Source organism: Wolbachia endosymbiont (group A) of Conops quadrifasciatus (assembly GCF_964027015.1).
Lineage (GTDB): Bacteria > Pseudomonadota > Alphaproteobacteria > Rickettsiales > Anaplasmataceae > Wolbachia.
In genome coordinates, this window is record NZ_OZ034722.1 from 456,626 (window position 1) to 478,551 (window position 21,926).

Consider the following 21,926-nt stretch of genomic DNA (forward strand, 5'->3'; position numbering starts at 1 on the left):
TATATTGTCCGTTCTATTAGCCCTACTACGCTTGTTACCTTACGTAGCATAATAGTTCGTTCCAGATTGCTGGCTAGGCTTTACCTGAGTTAGATTTTCACCAACTGTTCCTTACGCACTTCTTGGCGCACCTTCCATGTTTTCTTTTTCTCCCTGTAGTTTCTTAATATCAGCTTTCAATTGATCTTCTACTTGCTTCTGTTCCTTTTTTAGCTGCTCAATCAACTTCTCTTGTTCTGCAAGTTTTTGATTTTTTCCTTGTAAATCTTCATCTAATCCTTCATTTAACCGCATTAAACTATTTATTTTCATATCCTTTTCTACTTCAACCGGAAGTCTTCTTATTTCATTTAGAGATTCTATGCTGCGCTTAATTAATCTTTCGATTAGTTCAAATATCAACTGAGATTTTTCCTCTGATTCTGCTTGGAGCTCTTCCTCTAGTTGGCCTGAAACATCTTCCAATTCCGTATAATCTTTTTCGCATTCTGCAAGTTTAGATTCCAAATCCTCATTTTCCTTTTTTAAGAAGGCATTTTGTGAATGTTCAAGTTCTAGTTCCTGATTTACACCCTCCAGTTGTGCATTCAATTCTTTATCATCTTCTGTGCATACTTCTTCCATACCATTGTAGTCTTCATCAATGAATTTATCATTTAATTTAGCATCAAAACTCTCATCAGTAGATCACTACTTACTTCAGAGTAAATTCCTTCATCTTCACTCATTATTTCATTCTGGCTCCCTTTTTCTGCCACTTCAGATTCTAAATTAGCTTGGAAATTTTTATCCGTTGTTTCAACACACTCGGTCTGCATTGCTATATCGTGAAATGTTACTTTATTAGTTTGAACCTCTCCATCCTTACTTATTACTTCACTCTGGCTCCCTTTTTCTGCAACCTCAGGTTTTAAGTCAGCTCCAATATTTTTATCCGTTGTTTCAACACATTCGGTCTGCATTATCGTATCTTGAAATGTTACTTTATTAGATAGAATATTTTCCGCCCATTTGTTCCATTTCTTTGGTAGTATTCGTCCAATCGTTTTTAAGTACAACCAAGCAAATACAGTAGACCAACTGTATTTTTTTTCCTTTCGTTTAACTGTTCATTCTTCTGATTTTTCACATTGATTACCTGAGCAGCTAAGTTTGCAGGAAAAGTGACCAAACTGACTTCCCATAATTCCACTTGTTTTAACACTCTAGCTCCGCTTTTATGATCAACATCATACTCTATAGGTATATAGCCAATCGAAAGCCCATTAATTGCCCCAGTTTTGAGCATTAAATATACTTCCTCTGCTTTTTGGATACCCAAAAGCAGATGTGCAGTCATATATAGACCAACATCATTTTCATAAATATCTATGATACTACCTATAGGCTCACCTGGATTATGCTGCCAAAGGAGTTTTATTTTATTTCTGTTTAAATTTTCCTTAAATGCTCCGGGTAAGATCAGGTCATTTTGTTTATCAACTATGTTAAAAACGCTCGCATAACCAGAAAATACACCGTTTTCTCCTATGCTTTTTATTGACAATGGTGAATAGAGAAATTTCTTATTCATAAAGCCTCCTGTAGTATTGGGAATTTTATTTCGCAATGCACTGCGATATAATTCTATTATATGCAGTGCTCTAAAAGGGGGAAGCACTTTTCTTAGTTACAAAATAAAGAGGCTATGAAAACAATAAAGATCCCAGCGTCACGCGCTGGGATGACAGTAGGGAGAAGGGTAGGGAGAGCTATATGTTCTGTCCTTGGATATTTGGTTGTTCAGTAGCAACATTTTCTAAACTTGTAGAGGTTGAACTCTTTTTTAGGTATAATACTAGTGGTACACTAACAACTGCTATACCAACTAGAGCTCCTACCACTAACCCAAGTATTGGATCGTTTCCAAATCTTTAGCTAAGCCAACTCCTATCAATGCTCCAAAGAGTGCCGGTAATGTTAATGCACAGAACTTTATACTTGCGTCATTTGACTTCTGCTGTTCATCTAAAAATTTAATGAACCCTTCTGTACGCTTTCTACTTGATTCAAGTACTTCTCTTGCACGTCTAAGTTGCTCTACAAAACGACTAATATCCTCATGACTAATATTTTGCAGTCTTTCAACATTTTGTTCTCGTCCTAACTCTTGTGAAGTTTTTCATCCAATATTTTTTATGGCATTTTCTAAGTTTACTAATGACTTGTTATTTAGTCTTATGTTATTTTGACTGTCACAACGAACAATACAGTCTAGAACTGTTATTCTGAGATTACCATTAATTTCTATATCATCATTAATATGACCTTCTAATTTTTTGATAATCTCTAGTGCTCTTTTTTGCCTAGTTTCTATAGAGTTATCATTATCTTCTATAACTAGACTCGAAATTTCTTCGAGCAACTCTTTTTGTAATTCTCTTATAGTCATCACTAACCCCCATTAAAGTTTCAATACTATTAATAAAATGATACAGTATTATAGCTCTTTAGTCAAGATTAGTATTAATATATTAAGGATTGGAACTGCCAATTAGCATCAAAATAATATCCTTTGCTTAGCCACAAAATACAAAAATAGCGGAACACCCAGTGTCACAACACTGGGATAACGATAAAGGAGAAAGTAGGAAAGAGCTATATGTTCTGTCCTTGGATATTTGGTTGTTCAGTAGCAACATTTTCCAAATTTGTAGAGACAGGAGCAAACGTCCTTCTCACCAAAGCCGTTGACAATGCAGCACCAATTCCAGCTCCAGTTGCAGCTATAAGACCAGATCTTAATGATTCTCCAAATTCCATATTTGTTCCAGCTATGCTTCCAACTATGCTTCTAAATAACATTATTGTGCCTCCTGCTAAAGCTGCTGATAATCCAGCCATCGGCTCACTCATTGGGCGTATTAGCTCTTGTGTTACTTCTCTTGATGTAATATGCTCTCCGCGTACAAATATTGATGCCAGTGCCGCTGGTAACATAACCATTATTGGCATAGATAACAATCCTCCAAATGTTGCCCCAACAATTTCACCTACTTCTGATTCTCCAGGATTAGCTCCTAAGAATGTTACACCGAATATTCCAATTGAGTTGATAATCCTTAAATTTCTCTCTTCTCTTTCTCTCACATGCGCCTGATATTGTGCTAAAATTTCCGCTAATCCAAGATTATTTATTTGCTGTGGAATTCCACGTACTCGCTCTAACTCTTGTGAAGTTTTCCCTCCGATACTTTTTACAGCATCTTCTAAGTCTAACAACGATCTGTTATTTAACCTTACACCATCGTGACTATCACAAAAGGCAATCCAGTCTAAAGTTGGCATTCTCAGATTATTATTCACTTCTATATCATCATTAATATGATCTCTTAATTCATCGATAATCTTTAACGCTCGATCTTGCATATTGCTTATTTCTTCTTCACTAGCTTCTGCAACTATGAGAAAAATTATTCCAAGCAAATCTTGTTGTAAGTTTTTTAATTTTTTTTAAATCCATAATAATTATCATTAATATTTAAATATTTTAGTGAAATAATACAGTACTATAGTTATCTAATCAAGATAAATATTAATATACTAAAGATTGAAATGCCAATTAGCAGTCAAAAGAATAAAATGAAATATCAAGCGATATCCTCTATAATTAAATTTTTTGAATGAAGAGATGACGATTCGTGTAGGAATTAATGGTCTGGGTAGAATAGGCAGAGGCGTATTGCGTGCTATTTTCGAAATAGAAGAATATAGCAAACAAATAGAAGTTGTAGCTGTGAATGGATCGCTCAGTGCAAAGCAGCATGCACATTTGATTAAATATGATTCTGTTCATGGCAAATTCAGTGGTGATATTGACTTTAATGAGTCTCAAAATTGGCTATCTATAAATGGCAGAAAATTTTCTTTATATAGAGAACGGAGCCCTGAAAATATTCCTTGGAATGTTGATGTAATACTTGAATGTACTGGTGCATTTAACAAGCGTGAAGAAGCAATAAGGCACAATGCAGAGAAAGTGATTGTCTCTGCTCCAGTTCCAGATGCTGATGTAACTATAGTTTATGGTGTGAATAATGATATGCTCAAAAAAGAGCATAAAGTAATATCAGCAGGTTCTTGCACTACAAATTGCCTTGCTCCGATTGTGAAAGTCCTACACTCTAATCTAGGTATAAAAAGTGGCTTTATGACTACTATACACGCCTATACGAATGATCAAAATGTTCTTGATGGCAATCATAGAGACTTATGCAGAGCAAGGGCTTGCGGATTATCTATGGTGCCAACTACAACCGGGGCAGCAAAAACAATTGGTTCTATAATTCCTGAATTAAAGGGAAAGCTAGATGGCACTGCCGTCAGAGTTCCGGTTAGCAATGTTTCTATGGTTGATTTTAAATTTACGACTGATAAGAAAGCGACCGTTAAAGAAATAAATGAAATGTTTAAGGATGCAGCAAGCAATGTGCTTTCTGTATGCACGGAACCTTTAGTTTCAATAGACTTTGTGCATAACCCTTATAGCGCAATTGTGGATTCAACTGGTACATATGTTACAGGCGACATCTGTAGAGTTGCAGCGTGGTATGACAATGAGTGGGCTTTTTCGCTGAGAATGTTAGACATAGCATTATTGAGCCATAGTAAAGTATGAATGGAAACCCAAACAAATATGCTTCATTTTGTGAGCACTTTGCGGAACTCAGAAAAAGAGTTATCTTTTGCTTTCTATTTTTTTGCGTTGCTTTTGGTTTTTGTTACTACTTTAAGGAAAATATATACCGTTTTTTACTTGCACCTTTAATAGAAGCAACAAAAGATAGCGAAGGTTTTTCTTTAATTTACACAGACTTAACAGAGGCATTTTTTGTGTATCTTAGAGTTGCAATGATGAGTGCACTTTTGCTCTCTTTTCCTGTGTTTGCATGGCAATTCTATATGTTCTTAGCACCTGGGTTATATAAAAGTGAAAGGGCAGTGTTGTTGCCATACTTAATTGCAACCCCGGTTTTATTTGTAACGGGAGCTACTGTAGTCTATTACTATATATTTCCTTTAGCCTGGAAGTTTTTTATCAACTTCGAACACAGTGGTAAATCCTTCGATATACCGATAGAGTTTATGCCATCAGTTAGCGAATATTTAGACCTTGTTCTCCAATTTATGTTTGCATTTGGCACTGCATTTCAAATTCCAGTAATACTCACATTGATGGTGAGAGTAGGGTTACTCACTACACAAAGTTTGTCAAATAAACGCAGAATCGCGATAGTGGTAATTTTTATTATCGCTGCAATCTTAACTCCACCTGATGTATTAAGCCAAGTAGGGCTTGCAATACCAATGCTGATTCTATATGAATTGTCCATTTTGATATGTAGGTATATTGAAAAAAAGAAGACAAGGTTTGAATAAATATTCTTGACTTTTTTATGGAATATGTGATAATTAAATTTTGGGGTATAATATGGATTTAAAACAGTGGAAACGGATATTAAGTACAGTAAATGATGACAGCGATTTGAGTGGTAATGACGTAGTTGAAAAAATAAAAAAGAAACTACAAGAAATAGACTTAAGAGTGTATCAAGAGTGGGAGAAGAAAAATTTGACATAAATCACCGATTCAGCCAGCCAGACAAGTATAGCATGAATGAATTCACATTGTTGCATGTAGCAGCTAGCTGGTGTACTCCTTTACATAATGCTATTGTGTTTGACAAAACAAAGATAGTAAAAGTTCTATTAGCAGTAAAAGGAATAGATGTTAATGTGCAAAATGGACGTGGAGAAACTCCTTTACATAGGACTAATATATTTAACAATACAGAAATAAGAGAAGCTCTACTAGAAGCAGGTGCTGATCCTGATATAAAGGGTTTTTGCAACAAAACTTCAAGAGACTTAGCTAAGGGATGAAAATGTAATAAAAGATGAAGAAAACAACCAAATAGCCACTAAAGCAATAAAAACTGGTATCACTTGTGGTGTTATAGCTGCATTGGCAGTCGGTATTGGATGTGGTGTTGCCGATGTTCAATTATCAGTATTAGCTATAGCTGGCATAGCTGCTGCGCTGGCAGTTGGACTTGTTGCTGGTGGTATTACATATGCAGTATTAAAACCTAGTAATAAACTAGATGAACTAGACTCAAACAAAGTAAAGACAAATAAATGGTTGTGTTGGAACTAAAGGTTAAAAATTTAAGTGCTGTTAAAGTAATACTTAAAGAGAGACTTTAACACTTTCTCTTAAGTACTAATCTGGAGGTTCAACAAGTTGCTGTTTAAAAGGTTGGGAAGTAGTTTTATTAGTATCGAAAATTACATAATATACATTACGGAAAATAAAATCACATAATATAGCAAACTATAAAACATAGTATAAAAAGAGCTATTTCAGCAAAATTTTAAACAAATAAAATTCATTAGCTTCACAATTGGCGCTTTATGAGAAAAGTACACTTGATATACAGATTTAAAATACAAGTTAACGAATTATTATGATTTTTACCAAGATAATAATATAGTAAGGTTTGGTAGTGAGGTATCAAAATGGAAAAATACACCAACGCATGGTTTCATAAGAAGACTGACCCAAATCATCACGATTGTGCAAATGATGGCACTTGCGGGCAATCTATACAAAATTTTGAGATTGGTAATACAGACATTTCTTTTTTTGATAGTAACAAAAACTTAATTGCCAAAGTACCTAAACTACCAAAGTATTCTAGTGATAAATATGGGCATCAATTGTATAAGGAAGCTGAGTCAAAGCAGTTCAATTATTTTTCCACAAATATACATGATGTTTTATCTAACAGCTTTACCGTTAAATACGGGTATATAAATTGTACTATAAAATACGACAACTTATCTGAGCAGGAACAAAATCAAATAGAAACAGACATTAAAACTGCCTATGAGGCATTTAAAGAAAAGTTTTGCTTGAAAAATAGTAATGCAAGTTACAATATAACGGTTCACATTTTTAATAATAGAAGCGATTATACAAAGTATAATGATCTTTTCGGCTTAGATGAAGATGGTAGTCCAGGATATATTACACGAGGAGTAACAGATTGTCAGAATATTCTGACATATAAGCAAAGTGCCATGGATTTTGTGCTAGGTCATGAGCTAGGCCACATATTTCAATTGCGTTTTTCACCATCGGCAACAGTCAAAGCTTTGAGTACTCAGGATACTGAATTCATAGCAAATGTTGTTGGACGAGAAGTAGAAGAAAAAAATTATAAAGCTATTTGCAAGCAGATGGGTGTAGATGAATATAAAGACCATGGATCGATGTTTAGTTTTAAATACAAAGGTACAACTTGTAGTATATACCGCAAGGATCTTTCAGAAGAAGAAAAATTTCAAATTATACAACGTGTCAAGAATTCTGGACTAGATGAATATGAAGATCGTGGATGGATATTTAGTTTTAAATACGAAGGTACAACTTATAGAGCAGAACACAAAGGTTATCTTTTGGTAGAAGAAGAAAAACTTCGATTGATTCAAGATATAAAGAACTCTCATGAATCGCTCGTTAGTGAACGTTATAGATTAAATGAAGGGCAATTAAGTCAGAATGCAACTGTAGTAATTTCTATTGATGAAAATAAGGAGATAAGTCAAATGTATTTTCATAATCCAGACAAGAATATGTCCGAATGGTTAGATAAGACACTTATAAGCAGAAGTAAACCTGAAGTGGATGTGGATGAAATAGAGCAACCCAGTAATTTCTTATCCAATATTTTTTCAGCAATTAAATCCGTTATTGATTCTATCTCATCATTCTTTTCATGGTTATTTGGGTCTAAAGAGGAAGAACAATCTGATAACAACCTTTCTTTGTTTAACTTATCAGAAGAACAATCCGATGACAATCTTTCTTTGCTTAAACCTGATGTTAATCACGATGCTGACGAAAACTACGTAGGCAATTACTCACTATGTAATCATAATTATCACCAACATGATGACCTAATATAGTAAAATAACGAACTTTTATCCCCTACCCTTCTAGTTGTATTTATAACTTTGCAGATATGGGGGGCGATAAAGGGCACTTAAACAACTAGATAAAAAACTAGGTGGATCATTCCGAAATTGTTCGGTAGAAGTCATAGTCCTATACCTCTTGTTTGAGTTTTGTTCTTATAACTTCCCTACAAGAACCTTGCATGCAGCTTTCCCGCACACGGCTCCACAATAATAGCATTCATAGCATTCGCTCTCATGTATATAAAGAATAGTGTATTTTTGGCTTTGGTAGTGGATTGACTAGTAAGTAATGGTTGAATTGCTCCCACTTCATACTTCTCTTTTGACTACGTCGGTTTATCCACTTAAATGCTAGCCTTGTTATCGATCGATAGAATTGACTTAAACATCGATAATTTCCGCTAATTCCGAAATAGCTATAGTGTCCTGTTAGTTTAGTTTTGAGTTTCTGCCACCATTCTTTAAGACGATCGTGATTTCGAATTCTCTTCATCCATTCTTTGATTTCTTTAATCTTTCTGGCTAGACTTGTTTTTACAGTTTTCTGTTTTATCATTAGTCTACCATTACGACTCTTTCCACAATAATGGGTAAATCCAAGAAATTTGAAGCTATTCTTTCTTCGTTTCTCTCTTTCTGCTTGATACCATTCTCTCTTGCCAAACTTTACTATTCTTGTTTTGTTTTCAGATATTTCCAATCCAAATTTTCTTAATCTTTGTTTCAGCAATTCCAAGAACTCTTTCGCATCTTCTTCCTTTTCGCAGCACACTACAAAATCGTCGCAAAACCTTATTAGCTGCATACTCACTCTGGATCTAGGTTTAAATTTCTTTTCAAACCACAAATCCAATACATAATGTAGGTATATTTTAGCTAATATTGGGCTTACTATACCGCCTTGTGGTGTACCTTGTTCGGTTGCTTCATAATGTCCAGCTTCAACTATTCCTGCCTTGAGAAACCGTTTTACTAACCACAATAAGTTGGGGTCTGTTATCCTCTCTCTCAGACATCTCATTAGCCATTTATGCTGAATATTATCATAGAACTTCTTGATATCCACTTCTACAATGTAATTAATTGGTTTGTCCATAACTGCTTTATTCAGTGTTTTGACCGCTTGATGACAGCTTCTTCCTGGTTGAAATCCATAAGAGTTGTCCAGAAAATTTGTTTCATAAATACTTTCTAGTATCTTCTTTAACATTATCTGTACCAACTTATCTTCTGTTGATGGTATTCCGAGCCCGCGTTTCTCTTTGCTCCCAGTTTTTGGTATATATACCCTTTTCACCGGTTGCGGTTGATACTGCTTTTTCTTCATGCTATCCACTAGAGTTCTAAGCTTCTCTTCAAGATTTTCTCCGTAAGTTTCCACTGTTACCTGGTCTATACCGCAAGCCTTGTTTCGTTTTAGTTCCTTATAGCACTCTGCAAGATTCTCTGCATTTATCAGATGCACTAACGATGTGAATTTCAATCGTTTATCTCGCTTCGCTCTTTCTACTATCTGGTCTAGTTTTCCTTGCATATTCCTCCAATCTCTGTTGTATTTGTATAGCAATCCCTATACCAGTTACTATATTGCTAACCGCTTCCCCTTGTATGTGGCTTTCCCACACTCTGAGTACTATCAGTTAGTCCGACTTCCTTCGTATCTTTCCCCAGTCCTCGCCTTTATTGACTTGTTCTAGAGTACCCTATTGGGAATACAAAGGATCTCCCAAGTTCACGTAAGTTCCATCTCAACACATGACACGGCCTTAGATCCCGATGGAGCAAGTGATATCTTGCCTTTTCGTTATCACTTATTTTGTCTTCCGCCTGCAAGAGAGCGTCAACCTCCATATCGTCAAAAATTTCGGGACTCAATACCTTCACTTTCGTTGCATCCTATATTGTCCCTTCTATTAGCCCTACTACGCTTGTTACCTTACGTAGCATAATAGTTCGTTCCAGATTGCTGGCTAGGCTTTACCTGAGTTAGATTTTCACCAACTGTTCCTTACGCACTTCTTGGCGCACCTTGCATTTTTGTCCATAATTTTGTTAAACAACTTCCCTTTTGGTCATGTCGAACCAAATTTCTTTTTCACACCACCTTTTAAGCCACCGATGACAGCTTCGTTAGTTTTTGTCATAATGCGATCAAACACTCCCAATAACCTCTTTAATAGGTTTGGAGTTAGCGAAGAGATAAGATCAACAGATACGTTATTGTTTTTGTCATCACCACTTGCTTTATAGTCTATTGAAACGATTCCCCTACTTTTCCCGCCAGTAAGAAGTTTCCCAATTATAGGAATTTTTAACAAAGATTTATTAATTGAATATGCTGGTATTACCTGTCCTTCAACTTGGAATTTATAATTTCTAATGTCGAGCTTACCGATAGTGCTAATGCCTAATTCCGCCCCTTCAAGCCAAGATTCTTCAATTTCGACAGAGCCATCTTTGTATGAGAAAGGTACATTACATTTATAAAAGTATACACCTTCATCCTTTATAGCATTTACAATACCAGGAAGCGAAGACATCGATAATAAAGTAGTGAGTAGTGGAGCATCTTTGATATAAAAATTACTAATAGATAACATGCCATAATGTTCTTCATTTTCTCTTTGAGGAGATAGATAAAGAGAAAGTTTACCATTTTTGACTGATTTACTAATGCCTAAGGAACGCGAAAGTATACCTGCATTATCCGCATATATTTCGAGCCCTATTCCACTGTATTCCGCTAGTATGTTGCTGCTATCTTCTAGAAACTGTCCTGTAAATTGACTTCCATTGCAATTACCTTTAGTACAGGTTACATTCAGCTTAGCATTTTTGATAACGACGCCTTCTTTCATAATTACATTGTCAACATTCATACTAATTTCTATATCTTTGTTTAATCCATTATTGTTTTTGCCAAGCAAGCCTAAAATATCACTCAAATTGATTTTCTCACCATAAATAGTTATGGCATTTTTTTCCTTACCTGATTCAATTTCTATACTAAAATTATTATCAGGCAATTTAAAACTACTAGAATTTAAATATAAATTTCCATTTCCTACTCTTCCGCTGAATTTTATATCTAGGTCATTTCCTATAACATCTAATTTGTCTATTAACAATTCATCGGCACCTTTTAATTTTACAGAGAACAAAACTTTATTGTGATCTTCAAAACGATTTTTCCAACCAAAATAACTTGAACGTGATTCAAGCTCTGATAAATCCATATTACCATTAACATGTCCCGTCTTATCTTGATTTATCACCGATTCTATATTTGTATTAACATAGCCACCTATATTTTCATCAAAATCAAGTATTTGAGCGGGTAAATCTCCGGTCAAATTCCAGGCAAAACTTTCATTCCTATTGCTACTTTTCAGGTCAAATAATAGCTGTGTGTTATTCACCATACCACTACCATTTAAATCTATAAAGTCACTGCCAAGACTAAGCTTAATGTCATATTTACCAAGACTTGCATTATAGACGGCCAAATTGTCAATTTCAGAATGAAAATTTGCTGAGAAGTCTACTTTTTTGTCATCAGCATTTAGATTAAAAATGCGAAAATTAAATACAGATTTTGCCATTCCACTTACTTTATCCCTTTCAACCTTCACCACATCATCCAGCTTAAATCTTATAGGCTCATATAAACCATACGCATCACTTACAGCTTGGCCATTAATGGTTAGAACTGAATTTTCCTTATTGAGAGATTTCATTTCAATATCACCACCATTAATAGTGAAATTCTGAAACTTAGCGCTATTTACAGTAATCTCAAGATCGTTATTCTTGATGATCAAATCACCCTTTAGTTCCTTTACTTGCTCAAAATCTTCATCAAATTTTACGCTACCATTTTCTATATCAGCAACAATTACAATGTCTGACAGATCGTCATCAACCAAATTGTTAATTTTGCCATTGAAACTTACAATGGTATTTAAAACATCCCCATTAATATTATCACAATACCAGCTTCTAAATTTACTATTCACTACACCATCTGGTACATAAGTACATAAATCCTTTGCAGCAAACTTGCTAATATTAATTCTAAGCAAAGCATGACTTGTACTAAAGTTCATCTTGCCTATTAAAGAGAGATACGTGTCATTAAACTTAAAATGGAAGTTTTTTACACTAATAATTCCATCACTATATGTTAAATTTATATTTACATTAGTTAAGGCCAAATTTTTGTTCAAATAATTTTCTGTATTCAATACGTATATATTTCCATCTACAATTTCATCCTTTTTATTAATTTTCACTGAGAAGCTTCCTTTGAATCCTATATTTTTGTCCAAATTGTAGCTTTTAACTAATGTAGAAAACTCGCTCAATAGTCCCAATTTTAGATTATAAAATGTCCCGTATACATTTAGCAAATTGTTGCGATTTTTTATTGTAATTGATAAATCATCCAAAAATCCCTTTCCATCTTTTGTATTCACATGAATATCTAAAACATTAAAATCTTCCCCCTTCCCTATATATAATTTGTCAATAAAAAATTCATCTTCTGTGCTTTTATCAATAGCGATGTTAGTAAATTCAATTTTTGAATCCGCATTTAAGTCAAAAAAAAATTCCCTTATTGTTTTTAATAGATTTTTTGCACTGCTTTCTGTCATCTTGAAATTCTTCCCTGTCATTCCAGCACTTGTCCTTGTCATCCAAGTAACTTGACTACTTGTTTCTTTTTTTCTAGATTCCAGCGTCACGCGCTGGAATGACACCGAAGGAAGGCGGTTACTATTTAAATAATGATTATCCAAAAGGTCTAATGAGTTTTGCGGATTAACATTAGTTTCTTCTCTCTTGATACATACATGCACATTATCAGCTGAAACCTGAGAGAGATTTGTGCTAGCTTTAAATAAGGAACTTAACTTAAAATGTACAAAAAGCTCAGGAACTTTTATAGTAAAATTAGGGTTTGCTATTGCCAAATCTGTAATGACTAAATACGGATCTTTGCCATCTTTCTGCCAAACAACTGAGGTATTCTCCATATTAACGCTTGAGCCAACAAATACTTTTGATATTTTATGTTTAACATAAAAATTAATATAATTAATATTGATTTCTAAAGGCTTTAAAAAAATAAAGAAGCACAATATGAACAATAAAGCTACGGAAAATAATATAGTAATTTTTTTAAGCATCGATTATTGCTTTTCTTGCTAAAATATCAGCCTCCTCATTATATTTATTGCCACTGTGTGCTTTAACCCACTTCCAATCAATTTCGTGTTGTGAAGCAACGTTGTCTAGCTCTTTCCACAATTCCATATTTTTTACTGATTTTTTATTACTTGTTTTCCAGTCATTCATTTTCCACTTATTTATCCACTCTGTTATGCCATGATTAATATAAAGACTATCCGTATATAAATTAATATTACAAGAAAATTTCAATACTTTTAGCCCATTGATCACCGCTGTTAACTCCATTTTATTGTTTGTGGTATTTTCTTCTCTACCATAAATCTCTTTTCTATAATCTTGAAATAATATGATAGCTGCCCATCCTCCCGCTCCAGGATTACCAGAACACGCCCCATCCGTGTATATTGTCACTTCTTTCTTACTCATCTTTGTTTATATCGGTTAACAAAGTATATAGTTGCTTTTATGAAAGCACAATTTCTAAAGGTAGTTTAAGCTGCACCTTTAAATTTTATTATAGAAACAAAAAAAAGTGTGACAACGAGCATTACCAAAAGGAAAAGTAAAAAATAGTTTTTATGCTTCTGCCGTTCTTTCATAACTAAAATAAATCAATAGAACAAAAAATAATACTGGCGAATAGGGAAAATAGATAAGAAATTGAATAAGAAAACATTTGTTTCTGTGAGTTGTGGTTCTTGAATCTGAGAATTGATATAGCGTACCAAATAAAGATGCAACCTGCAAAAATTGCCATGCTTAGATAAAGTAAAGCCTTTTTCAAAAATAGAGCTGGAAGCAAGCTGGTTAATACCAGCAACACACTATAAATTAATATATATTTTCTTGTTTTTTCCGGACCATAAACAATATTGAACATAGGAATCGATGCTCTTGCATAGTCTTCAGACTTATTTAAAGATAGGGCCCAAAAGTGTGGTGGAGTCCACATAAAAATTATTAAAAATAAAATGAAACTTTCCCAACTGACAGAATTAGTCACAGCTGCCCAGCCAATCATTGGAGGAAAAGCACCTGCTGCACCACCGATAACGATATTCTGTGGAGTACGCCTTTTTAGCCAAATTGTATATACGAAAACGTAAAATAATATGCTAACTGCAAGTAAAGCAGCAGAAATATAGTTTACTGCTATTGCCATGATAAATACTGACAATATTCCAAGAGTTATACCAAATTCAAGCGCACTTTCTGCAAGAATTCTTCCTGAGGGTATAGGGCGGTTTTTTGTCCTTTCCATGAGCAGATCTATGTCTCTGTCATACCACATATTTATAGCACCTGCAGATCCTGAGCCAAGAGCAACACATATAAGAGATATTAGTGCTAGAAAAGGGTGCATACTACCTGGTGCAGTAACCATACCAGCAACTGCAGTAAATACCACAAGATACATTATCCTTGGCTTCAGCAAACGCCAAAAATCCAGTATTGTTGATTCAACATTTAGCAAAACACTTGTGTACATTCTATTTTACCAATGGTGGCTTTTCGAAAGTATGAAAAGGCGGTGGTGAAGATACTGTCCATTCCAAGGTGTCACCTTCCCAAGGATTATCTCCAGCTTTTTTGCCCCACTTAAAGAGATGTATAACTATAAACACAAAAAACATAACTGAAACAAAGGACATATATGAGCCAATTGAGGATATATAATTCCAAGGGATAAACGCATCAGGATAATCAGGTATACGCCTTGGCATGCCAGCTAATCCTAAGAAATGTTGAGGTAAAAAAGTGATATTGGTACTAATAAAAGTAAGCCAAAAGTGGATTTGACCTAAGCGCTCATTATATTGTTTACCCGACATTTTACCAATCCAATAATAAAAGCCAGCAAAAGCTCCAAATAATGCAGCAAGTGACATGACATAATGGAAGTGAGCAACAACATAGTAGGTATCATGCAGAAGCTTATCTATTCCACCATGAGAAAGAATTATTCCCGTTATGCCACCGCCAACAAACATGAAAATAAAACCTAGTGCAAATAGCATAGGGGTCTTAAACTCAATTGCTCCACCCCACATAGTTGCAATCCAGCTAAAGACTTTTACACCAGTTATAACACCGATAAAAATTGTGGTAGTGCTAAAAAATGCAGCAGCGTCAGCACTAAGCCCAACAGTGAACATATGATGAGCCCACACCATAAAGCCAAATACTGCTATACCTATCATAGCATAAACCATCCCTATGTAACCAAATACAGGTCTGTGAGAAAAAGTTGATACAACCTGACTTATGATGCCAAATGCAGGAAAAATAATTACGTAAACTTCTGGATGACCAAAAAACCAAAATAGATGTTGAAATAACACAGGATCTCCGCCACCGGCAGGATCAAAAAAGGAAGTACCAACATTGCGATCAGTAAGAAGCATAGTTATAGCACCGGCAAGCACTGGTAAGGCAACAATCAACATAAATGCTGTTAGCAAGACAGACCAAACAAACAGTGGCATCTTAGTTAATGACATTCCTTTTGTGCGCATGTTAAATATAGTAACTATAAAGTTGATCGCCCCAACAATTGACGACATACCAGCAACATGAAGTGCAAGTATAGCAATGTCAACTCCTGCACTTGGATGGGACATTACCTGTGATAAAGGTGGATATAAAGTCCAACCTGTACCTGGACCTTCACCAATAAACACTGAGAGAATGAGCAAAATAAAAGATGACACTAATAACCAAAAACTTAAATTATTCATACGAGGAAATGCCATATCTGGTGCGCCAATCATGAGAGGTACAAACCAGTTACCAAATCCTCCCATGAGGGCTGGCATTATCATAAAAAACACCATTATCAACGCATGCCCTGTAACCATTACGTTATATAATTGATAATTATTGTTAAGTATATTAATGTGCATTAGCTGAGTGCGAATAATCACCGATAATAATCCACCAATAATTCCAGCTAATATGGAAAAAATAATGTACAGTGTCCCTATGTCTTTATGATTAGTGGAAAACAACCAACGCTTTATGCCCTTTGGTACGTCACTCATATCTATACTCCAAATTTAACTCACTAATTTTCTATTTTCAATCCACTTATTAAAATCTTCTTTGCTTACTGCTTCAACAACAATTGGCATAAATCCATGGCCTTGACCACACAATTCATAGCACTGCCCGTAATAAACACCAGACTTTTTGATATTAAACCACGCCTCATTCAGCCTACCTGGTATCGCATCAATTTTTACACCGAAAGCCGGTACTCCCCAGCTGTGTATCACATCTCCTGCTGTAACTTGTAAACGAACGTTAGTATTAATGGGTAAAACGATGTTGTTATCAACAGAGAATAGCTTTAAATCTCCTTCGATAAAGTCTTCTTTTCCCTTAATATAACTATCAAATGACACACCTTGATATTCTGGATATTGGTAACTCCAATACCACTGATGGCCAATAACTTTCAGTGTTATATCAGCTTTCGGTATTTCTTCCTGTAGCTTCAGTAATTTAGCGTTTTCAAAAGCTAATATACCAACAATAATCGTTGGTATAACAAACCAAACAATTTCTAAAAGGACATTGTGGTTAGTTTGGCTTACGTTTGCCACTTTGCTTTTACGAAAGCGAAATACTACATAAGCAAGCAGTGCCCACACAAAAAGCATTATTGCAACCATCACAACCATTACAAACGAATGTGACCTAACTACAGCCTCCATTACTTCAGTTGCAGGAGCAGGAAATCCAAATTGCCAGGAAGTAGGAGAAGAGGCAACAGATATATTTGAGTAAAATATTATCAATAGTGCAAATAACTTCACCATATCTTTTGTTTGTTTGCTATAAAACTAAATGATATACTGTATAATAGTATATATAAACTTACTATGCAAATAGAGATTAGTGATGGTTAATAATTTTTTAGCATTCAACAAGTATAATAGTACAATACTAATTTGAGGAAAAAAGCATTTACATAAATCTATTGTAAGTAAAAATATTATAATATTTTAAATTAAGTATTTACTTTAAGTAAATTCTATAATAAGTTTAATAGTGTCTGTTACTGCTAATAACCCTCTAGCCTCACACCTAAAAGCAGTAACAGACACTATTAAACTTTATGACAAGTTTATAATCTGTAAGATCAAAATCTTACAAGTTTCTTTATTTTATTATACATTGAAGTTTGTTAATTAACTTTTAATGCCTATGGTAGCATTTACACCTTGGACCAAAGGTTTACGCATTATAGAAAATAATTATAAAAAAACACACTATATTTGTATACCATACAAACTTTTTTCATTCTGCATAGCTGAGTTACTAGATTCTGTAAACGAAATCTTTAGAGAAGCCAAATAGAGCTACCTTTCTATAAAAGACCTATCGACTGTTGCAATTATAGGTGTAAACAAGAATGATAAAAGAGTACGGGATTGAGTAACTATGTACACTTCTGCTGGCATACCAGGGTATAGGTATACATTTTTAAATTGAGCAAGCTCTGACTTCGGTATCACTACGCGCACTGAATAATAACGCCCTAGTCTTGGATCATCAAGAGCATCAGGAGAAATATGGCTTACTATACCACTAATTAAACTTAAACGACGTGCACTGTAAGCACTCAGCCGGACTTTAACCTTTAGCCCTTCTAGCCCATCAATAGAGACTATGTTGCTATCTTTCTTTTGTGCTGACAGTACCTCTTCTATGTTTCTGGTCTGAATTTTAGCATCTATTATTAGGTCATCATCCGATGGCACTACGCTCATGATTGGAACTCCAGATTGTATAACACCACCTTCAGTATGGTATCTTATATCTGTGACTATCCCATCTTGAGGGGATTTAATTATTGTACGTGCTAATGAATCTTCAGCAACCATCAGCCTCTCTTTCAAGTCTGCAATAGACGTACTAACTTCCTTAAGTTCAGCGTTTGCTCTTTCTTGAGAACCATTTCTCACGTTTATAATTTCTAATTCGTTCTCTCCAATTTTTTGCTGCACTTGAGATATTGCAGAACGGTAATGTCCAACTCTGCCTTCAATTTCAGCAAACTGTTTTTCTAAAGCTAAAATGTGTGGTTTGCTTATATGGCCACTATCAAGTAATTGTCTTTTTGTTTCCAACTCCTCAGTTATCAAGTCATATTGCTTATGAGCTGCATTTAGTTGAAAGTTTAGCCCAGCTAATTCATCATTTAACTGCTTTATACGTTGTTGCAGTATGTCTGTTTTTCCCAATATGCTCTTTCTCTGAGAGTTGAACAACTTTACTTGATTCTTTATCGCTTTATTTACAAGTTCATCGTGAGATAATTTTTTAACCTCATCAGGAAACTCGAGCGTGTCTAAATCTCCTCTGATTGCAATAAGCCTTGCTTCTGTTGCTAAAAATGATAAGAGCTTCTCTTTGATAATACTTAAATTCGCCTTCTCGTTAACATCACTCAACAAAACTAGAGGCTCATCTTTTTTAACTGCTTGGCTCTCTTTGACTAAAATTTTGCTTATTATTCCTCCGCCCAAGTGTTGAACTATTTTCCTATTTGAAGATACAATAACTTCTCCACTTGCATGCACCGCACCGTCAATTGGAGCTATAGCCGACCAAATACCACCTATCCCAAAAAAGATGAGTATTACTACCAGACCAAAAAATAGTGGTCCCCATGTTACTCTCAGAACTTCATTTACGTTATTACTTTCGCGTTTTAAAATAAAATTTATCACTTCATCAATCAATGCAAACGTCTTATCCAAAAATTTTGGGTACTTCTTCTTTTTATTTCTTGCTCCTTGCATATTTATATTATCACTATGGCCAATCAGTCCTGTCAAAGAAAATCCAGCGCTAAGCTTTTTTAACTTACTTATCATAATACTACTGTGAATTTGTGTTAACTCAAGATAACACACAAAAACAAAGAATCTATAATTTAGGCATTCCATTTAGCACTGAACAGAAGAAATCTGTCAAACCAGGAAGAAACTCCTCAATTTAAGTTTTTAGTAGTTTTTAAGTATAGTTGTATAGGAAGCGCCTCTGAAGTTATAACCGAAATTTTCACTGGTGCCATAAGTACCCGTCGTTTAGCATGGTTTTGGGAGGAACGGTCAAATCATTGATGGAGTTTTTTAGGCTACCTCGGTTAGGAGATTGTATTATCTAACCGTTCCAAGCTGAAGCGTTTCCCTATTACAAATTATAATAAGGGAGTTACTATGAAAAAAGCAAAAAGTAAATTAGAGATCATGAATCCTGATGCAGCAGGAATAGATGTTGGTTCAGCTGTACATTATGTATGTGTACCAGAAGGAAGTGATGAACAGCGTATACAAAAATTTAGCTGCTTTACAGAGGATCTCCATAACATAGCAAAATGGCTGAAGAAATGTAAAGTTACTACAGTAGCCATGGAGTCAACAGGAGTATACTGGATTACTTTGTTCCAAGTACTTGAATCATATGGACTTGAAGTAAAGCTTGCAAATGCAAGACATGTAAAAAATGTACCTGGAAGAAAGTCAGATGTTCAGGATTGTCAATGGCTTCAACAACTACATAGTTATGGGTTAATCCAAGGATCATTTAGGCCAGATGATCAAATGTGTGTATTGCGTGGTTATGTTCGGCAACGTAAAAACTTAATTGAAAACGCTGCTAAACATATTAATCGCATGCAAAAGGTGTTAGTACAAATGAATATTCATTTACATAAAGTGACAAGCGATATTACTGGCGTCACAGGAATGCAAATTATTAAAGCAATAGTAGAAGGTGAAAGGAATCCTAAAAAACTAGCTGAATTCAGAAGTGTGAATATGAAGAATGATAAGGCTACTATAGCAAAAGCATTAACAGGCGATTATAGAGAAGAACATTTATTTGTATTAAAGCAAGAATATGAAGCATATAATTTTTTTCAAGAAAAAATAATTGAATGTGATAAAAGTATAGAGAACTATTACAAAGCATTAGAGACGAAGTCCGATGAGAGTAAAGAGTTAGGTAAGGAAAAAAATAAGTCTAGAAGAGGCAGACCAAATTTCACCCTGCGTGAGGAATTGTATCGTGTAACTGGTATAGATTTCACTAAAATTCCTGGATTTGATGTACTAACTGTACAAACCATTATTGCGGAAGTTGGCATTAATCATAATAAATGGCGATCAGAAAGGCATTTTACCTCATGGTTAGGGCTTAGCCCTGCTAATAAGATTACAGGAGAAAAAGTATTTTGAACAAAAACTCGTAAAGTTATTAATCGTGCTACGAATGCCTTGCGAATGGCTGCTTATGCTGTGGGAAATAGTAAAAGTGCATTGGGTGCATATTGTAGGAGATTAAAAAAACGGCTAGGAGCAATAAAAGCAATTACTTCTACAGCAAGAAAATTAGCATGCATCTTTTACCAAATGTTGAAATATGGACAAGAGTATGTGGAAAAAGGAATGAGCTATTACGAAACACGTTACAAAGAGAGAGTTGTAAAAAATTTAATCAAAAAAGCACAGGAATTTGGCTACATATTAGTTCAACAAGAAGCGCTAGTTAAGGGAGTTTCTTAGGAGACTGCAGAGCACCAGAATAAACTATTTAGTAACAATTCCTGCATCAACTATGTTTTTAAAATTTTTTGACGTTTAACTTTATTATAACTTTTCCTTTATTTTGTGAATATCTGAGTTACTTATATTATGTAAAGACCTGCTGAGAATCAAGCAATAAAAAGAAGGAAAGGAGGGTGACTAAAATCAAGGTTAACTAAAAGGCGTGCTTAAGATTCACAATACCAGCAATAATATTGAACCTCAGGTTGTATTTTTTCTGAAAATTGCGGTAAACATGAGACATAATCTTAAATATCTTTATCTCACGGATCTTATTTTCTACTCTCATTCTAAATGATGCTAATCTTCTATTATGCTCTTTCTGCTCTGGAGTTAATGGCTTTTTACGATACTTTTTATATGGAATTATAACATTGCTTTGCAATTTTTGCCAACCTTGATATCCAGAATCGGCATATTTTATGCTATCGATTGGTAAATATTTTTCTTGTTTCCTTATGCGAAAATCATTAATTCTACCACGATATGAATTTGACACTGATAAAATTCTTCCACCTTCTTCGATAACAATCTCAGTTTTCATAGTGTTGGTTCTTTTTTTCCTGAATATGATTTCTTCCGTTTTTTACTATCTTCTGGTCTCTGTATTTGCTGTTCTGTAACATCAGCCAGAATCTTCAGTATTTTTTCTGGTGTCATACTTCTATCTTTTGTTATAGTAACTTTTTGGCAAGTAATGGCTCTATTTTCTTCAGTAACCTAAATACATTTGCGTTGTGAACATTGAACAGGCACCCTAAAAATCTATGTGTTATGTAAGTGCGATAGTACAAAATTACGCAAAATAACTTATCTTCTAGAGTTGGTAGTTGTGATCTTCTACCATGGCACTTTTTCTGTTTTTCAAGTCTTTCCCACCCAGACCTCACTTTTTCCACTACCTTTTCGAACTCCTCTATAGTTAAACCTGTTATATTACGAAAGTTTCTTGGGTGTTTCTTCATGTTATAGTAACTAAAGCTCATTTTTTTACCTTACTCAATCTGCTTATTCTTCTTCTACTTCTCTCACATTATTTTTTCAATCACCTTTTGCAGCAGGTCTTAAGAAATCTATTGCCAACCAGTCGAT

At 34.5% G+C, this 21,926-nt stretch carries 18 protein-coding genes and 2 pseudogenes; 7 read left to right on the forward strand and 13 right to left on the reverse strand.

Annotation, left to right across the window (positions count from 1 at the left end; all coding sequences use genetic code 11):
• Positions 1-111 precede the first annotated feature (111 nt).
• The 5 genes from AAGD69_RS02330 to AAGD69_RS02350 form a co-directional block, all read right to left on the reverse strand.
• Positions 112-624, reverse strand: a complete 513-nt coding sequence (locus tag AAGD69_RS02330; protein ID WP_341812460.1) for a hypothetical protein — start codon at positions 622-624, stop codon at positions 112-114.
• A 32-nt stretch (positions 625-656) separates the two neighbouring features.
• Positions 657-1,058: a hypothetical protein gene (locus tag AAGD69_RS02335; protein WP_341812461.1), complete on the reverse strand. Its 402-nt coding sequence runs from the start codon at positions 1,056-1,058 to the stop codon at positions 657-659.
• Positions 1,049-1,573, reverse strand: a complete 525-nt coding sequence (locus tag AAGD69_RS02340; RefSeq protein ID WP_341812462.1) for an HK97 family phage prohead protease — start codon at positions 1,571-1,573, stop codon at positions 1,049-1,051. The genes AAGD69_RS02335 and AAGD69_RS02340 overlap by 10 nt, the downstream gene beginning before the upstream one ends.
• Before the next feature lie 588 nt (positions 1,574-2,161).
• Positions 2,162-2,431, reverse strand: coding sequence for a hypothetical protein (locus AAGD69_RS02345; RefSeq protein ID WP_341812463.1), 270 nt, complete (start codon positions 2,429-2,431; stop codon positions 2,162-2,164).
• Positions 2,432-2,637: 206 nt separating this feature from the next.
• Positions 2,638-3,465, reverse strand: coding sequence for a hypothetical protein (locus AAGD69_RS02350; RefSeq protein WP_341812464.1), 828 nt, complete (start codon positions 3,463-3,465; stop codon positions 2,638-2,640).
• A 205-nt stretch (positions 3,466-3,670) separates the two neighbouring features.
• Between AAGD69_RS02350 and gap the strand changes: the two genes are divergently transcribed.
• From gap to AAGD69_RS02380, 6 genes are all read left to right on the forward strand, one after another.
• Positions 3,671-4,657 carry a type I glyceraldehyde-3-phosphate dehydrogenase gene (gene gap / locus AAGD69_RS02355; RefSeq protein WP_264329389.1) on the forward strand — a complete coding sequence of 329 codons (987 nt, stop codon included), beginning with the start codon at positions 3,671-3,673 and terminating at the stop codon, positions 4,655-4,657.
• Entirely contained in the window at positions 4,654-5,418 is a 765-nt protein-coding gene (tatC, locus tag AAGD69_RS02360) for a twin-arginine translocase subunit TatC (protein ID WP_341812465.1), read from the forward strand. The genes gap and tatC overlap by 4 nt, the downstream gene beginning before the upstream one ends.
• Before the next feature lie 52 nt (positions 5,419-5,470).
• Positions 5,471-5,620: a hypothetical protein gene (locus AAGD69_RS02365; protein ID WP_341812466.1), complete on the forward strand. Its 150-nt coding sequence runs from the start codon at positions 5,471-5,473 to the stop codon at positions 5,618-5,620.
• Between the two features lie 32 nt (positions 5,621-5,652).
• Positions 5,653-5,922: an ankyrin repeat domain-containing protein gene (locus AAGD69_RS02370; protein ID WP_341812467.1), complete on the forward strand. Its 270-nt coding sequence runs from the start codon at positions 5,653-5,655 to the stop codon at positions 5,920-5,922.
• 82 nt (positions 5,923-6,004) lie between these two features.
• Positions 6,005-6,196 carry a hypothetical protein gene (locus AAGD69_RS02375; RefSeq protein WP_341812468.1) on the forward strand — a complete coding sequence of 64 codons (192 nt, stop codon included), beginning with the start codon at positions 6,005-6,007 and terminating at the stop codon, positions 6,194-6,196.
• 362 nt (positions 6,197-6,558) lie between these two features.
• The gene (locus tag AAGD69_RS02380; protein WP_341812469.1) at positions 6,559-8,010 is read left to right on the forward strand and encodes a hypothetical protein; all 1,452 of its coding nucleotides are present in this window, start codon (positions 6,559-6,561) and stop codon (positions 8,008-8,010) included.
• Positions 8,011-8,254: 244 nt separating this feature from the next.
• Here the strand turns inward: AAGD69_RS02380 and ltrA are convergent, their stop codons facing one another.
• The 7 genes from ltrA to AAGD69_RS02415 form a co-directional block, all read right to left on the reverse strand.
• On the reverse strand, positions 8,255-9,556 hold the full coding sequence (gene ltrA / locus AAGD69_RS02385; RefSeq protein WP_341811720.1) for a group II intron reverse transcriptase/maturase: 1,302 nt from the start codon (positions 9,554-9,556) through the stop codon (positions 8,255-8,257).
• Positions 9,557-10,094: 538 nt separating this feature from the next.
• Positions 10,095-13,211 (reverse strand): AsmA-like C-terminal domain-containing protein, encoded by a 3,117-nt coding sequence (locus AAGD69_RS02390; RefSeq protein WP_341812470.1) that lies wholly within the window; start codon positions 13,209-13,211, stop codon positions 10,095-10,097.
• Positions 13,204-13,641, reverse strand: a complete 438-nt coding sequence (rnhA, locus tag AAGD69_RS02395) for a ribonuclease HI (RefSeq protein ID WP_341812471.1) — start codon at positions 13,639-13,641, stop codon at positions 13,204-13,206. The genes AAGD69_RS02390 and rnhA overlap by 8 nt, the downstream gene beginning before the upstream one ends.
• A gap of 175 nt (positions 13,642-13,816) precedes the next feature.
• Positions 13,817-14,704 (reverse strand): heme o synthase, encoded by an 888-nt coding sequence (locus AAGD69_RS02400; protein WP_341812472.1) that lies wholly within the window; start codon positions 14,702-14,704, stop codon positions 13,817-13,819.
• A 1-nt stretch (position 14,705) separates the two neighbouring features.
• The gene (gene ctaD, locus AAGD69_RS02405) at positions 14,706-16,256 is read right to left on the reverse strand and encodes a cytochrome c oxidase subunit I (protein ID WP_341812473.1); all 1,551 of its coding nucleotides are present in this window, start codon (positions 16,254-16,256) and stop codon (positions 14,706-14,708) included.
• Positions 16,257-16,271: 15 nt separating this feature from the next.
• On the reverse strand, positions 16,272-17,036 hold the full coding sequence (coxB, locus tag AAGD69_RS02410; protein ID WP_341812474.1) for a cytochrome c oxidase subunit II: 765 nt from the start codon (positions 17,034-17,036) through the stop codon (positions 16,272-16,274).
• A gap of 543 nt (positions 17,037-17,579) precedes the next feature.
• Positions 17,580-19,100 carry an HlyD family type I secretion periplasmic adaptor subunit gene (locus tag AAGD69_RS02415; protein ID WP_341812475.1) on the reverse strand — a complete coding sequence of 507 codons (1,521 nt, stop codon included), beginning with the start codon at positions 19,098-19,100 and terminating at the stop codon, positions 17,580-17,582.
• Positions 19,101-19,445: 345 nt separating this feature from the next.
• Here AAGD69_RS02415 and AAGD69_RS02420 point away from each other — a divergent pair.
• Positions 19,446-20,792: pseudogene (locus AAGD69_RS02420) on the forward strand (IS110 family transposase).
• 196 nt (positions 20,793-20,988) lie between these two features.
• Here AAGD69_RS02420 and AAGD69_RS02425 read toward each other — a convergent pair.
• Positions 20,989-21,820, reverse strand: a pseudogene (locus AAGD69_RS02425) (transposase family protein).
• Between the last annotated feature and the right edge of the window lie 106 nt (positions 21,821-21,926).

Excerpts from the sequence above, each read along its gene's own strand:
- AAGD69_RS02330 (WP_341812460.1), bottom strand. The coding sequence starts at position 624 with ATGGAAGAAGTATGCACAGAAGATGATAAAGAATTGAATGCACAACTG.
- AAGD69_RS02340 (WP_341812462.1), bottom strand. The coding sequence starts at position 1,573 with ATGAATAAGAAATTTCTCTATTCACCATTGTCAATAAAAAGCATAGGA.
- AAGD69_RS02345 (WP_341812463.1), bottom strand. The coding sequence starts at position 2,431 with ATGACTATAAGAGAATTACAAAAAGAGTTGCTCGAAGAAATTTCGAGT.
- gap (WP_264329389.1), top strand. The coding sequence starts at position 3,671 with ATGACGATTCGTGTAGGAATTAATGGTCTGGGTAGAATAGGCAGAGGC.
- tatC (WP_341812465.1), top strand. The coding sequence starts at position 4,654 with ATGAATGGAAACCCAAACAAATATGCTTCATTTTGTGAGCACTTTGCG.
- AAGD69_RS02365 (WP_341812466.1), top strand. The coding sequence starts at position 5,471 with ATGGATTTAAAACAGTGGAAACGGATATTAAGTACAGTAAATGATGAC.
- AAGD69_RS02370 (WP_341812467.1), top strand. The coding sequence starts at position 5,653 with ATGAATGAATTCACATTGTTGCATGTAGCAGCTAGCTGGTGTACTCCT.
- AAGD69_RS02380 (WP_341812469.1), top strand. The coding sequence starts at position 6,559 with ATGGAAAAATACACCAACGCATGGTTTCATAAGAAGACTGACCCAAAT.
- ltrA (WP_341811720.1), bottom strand. The coding sequence starts at position 9,556 with ATGCAAGGAAAACTAGACCAGATAGTAGAAAGAGCGAAGCGAGATAAA.
- AAGD69_RS02390 (WP_341812470.1), bottom strand. The coding sequence starts at position 13,211 with ATGCTTAAAAAAATTACTATATTATTTTCCGTAGCTTTATTGTTCATA.
- rnhA (WP_341812471.1), bottom strand. The coding sequence starts at position 13,641 with ATGAGTAAGAAAGAAGTGACAATATACACGGATGGGGCGTGTTCTGGT.
- AAGD69_RS02400 (WP_341812472.1), bottom strand. The coding sequence starts at position 14,704 with ATGTACACAAGTGTTTTGCTAAATGTTGAATCAACAATACTGGATTTT.
- ctaD (WP_341812473.1), bottom strand. The coding sequence starts at position 16,256 with ATGAGTGACGTACCAAAGGGCATAAAGCGTTGGTTGTTTTCCACTAAT.
- coxB (WP_341812474.1), bottom strand. The coding sequence starts at position 17,036 with ATGGTGAAGTTATTTGCACTATTGATAATATTTTACTCAAATATATCT.
- AAGD69_RS02415 (WP_341812475.1), bottom strand. The coding sequence starts at position 19,100 with ATGATAAGTAAGTTAAAAAAGCTTAGCGCTGGATTTTCTTTGACAGGA.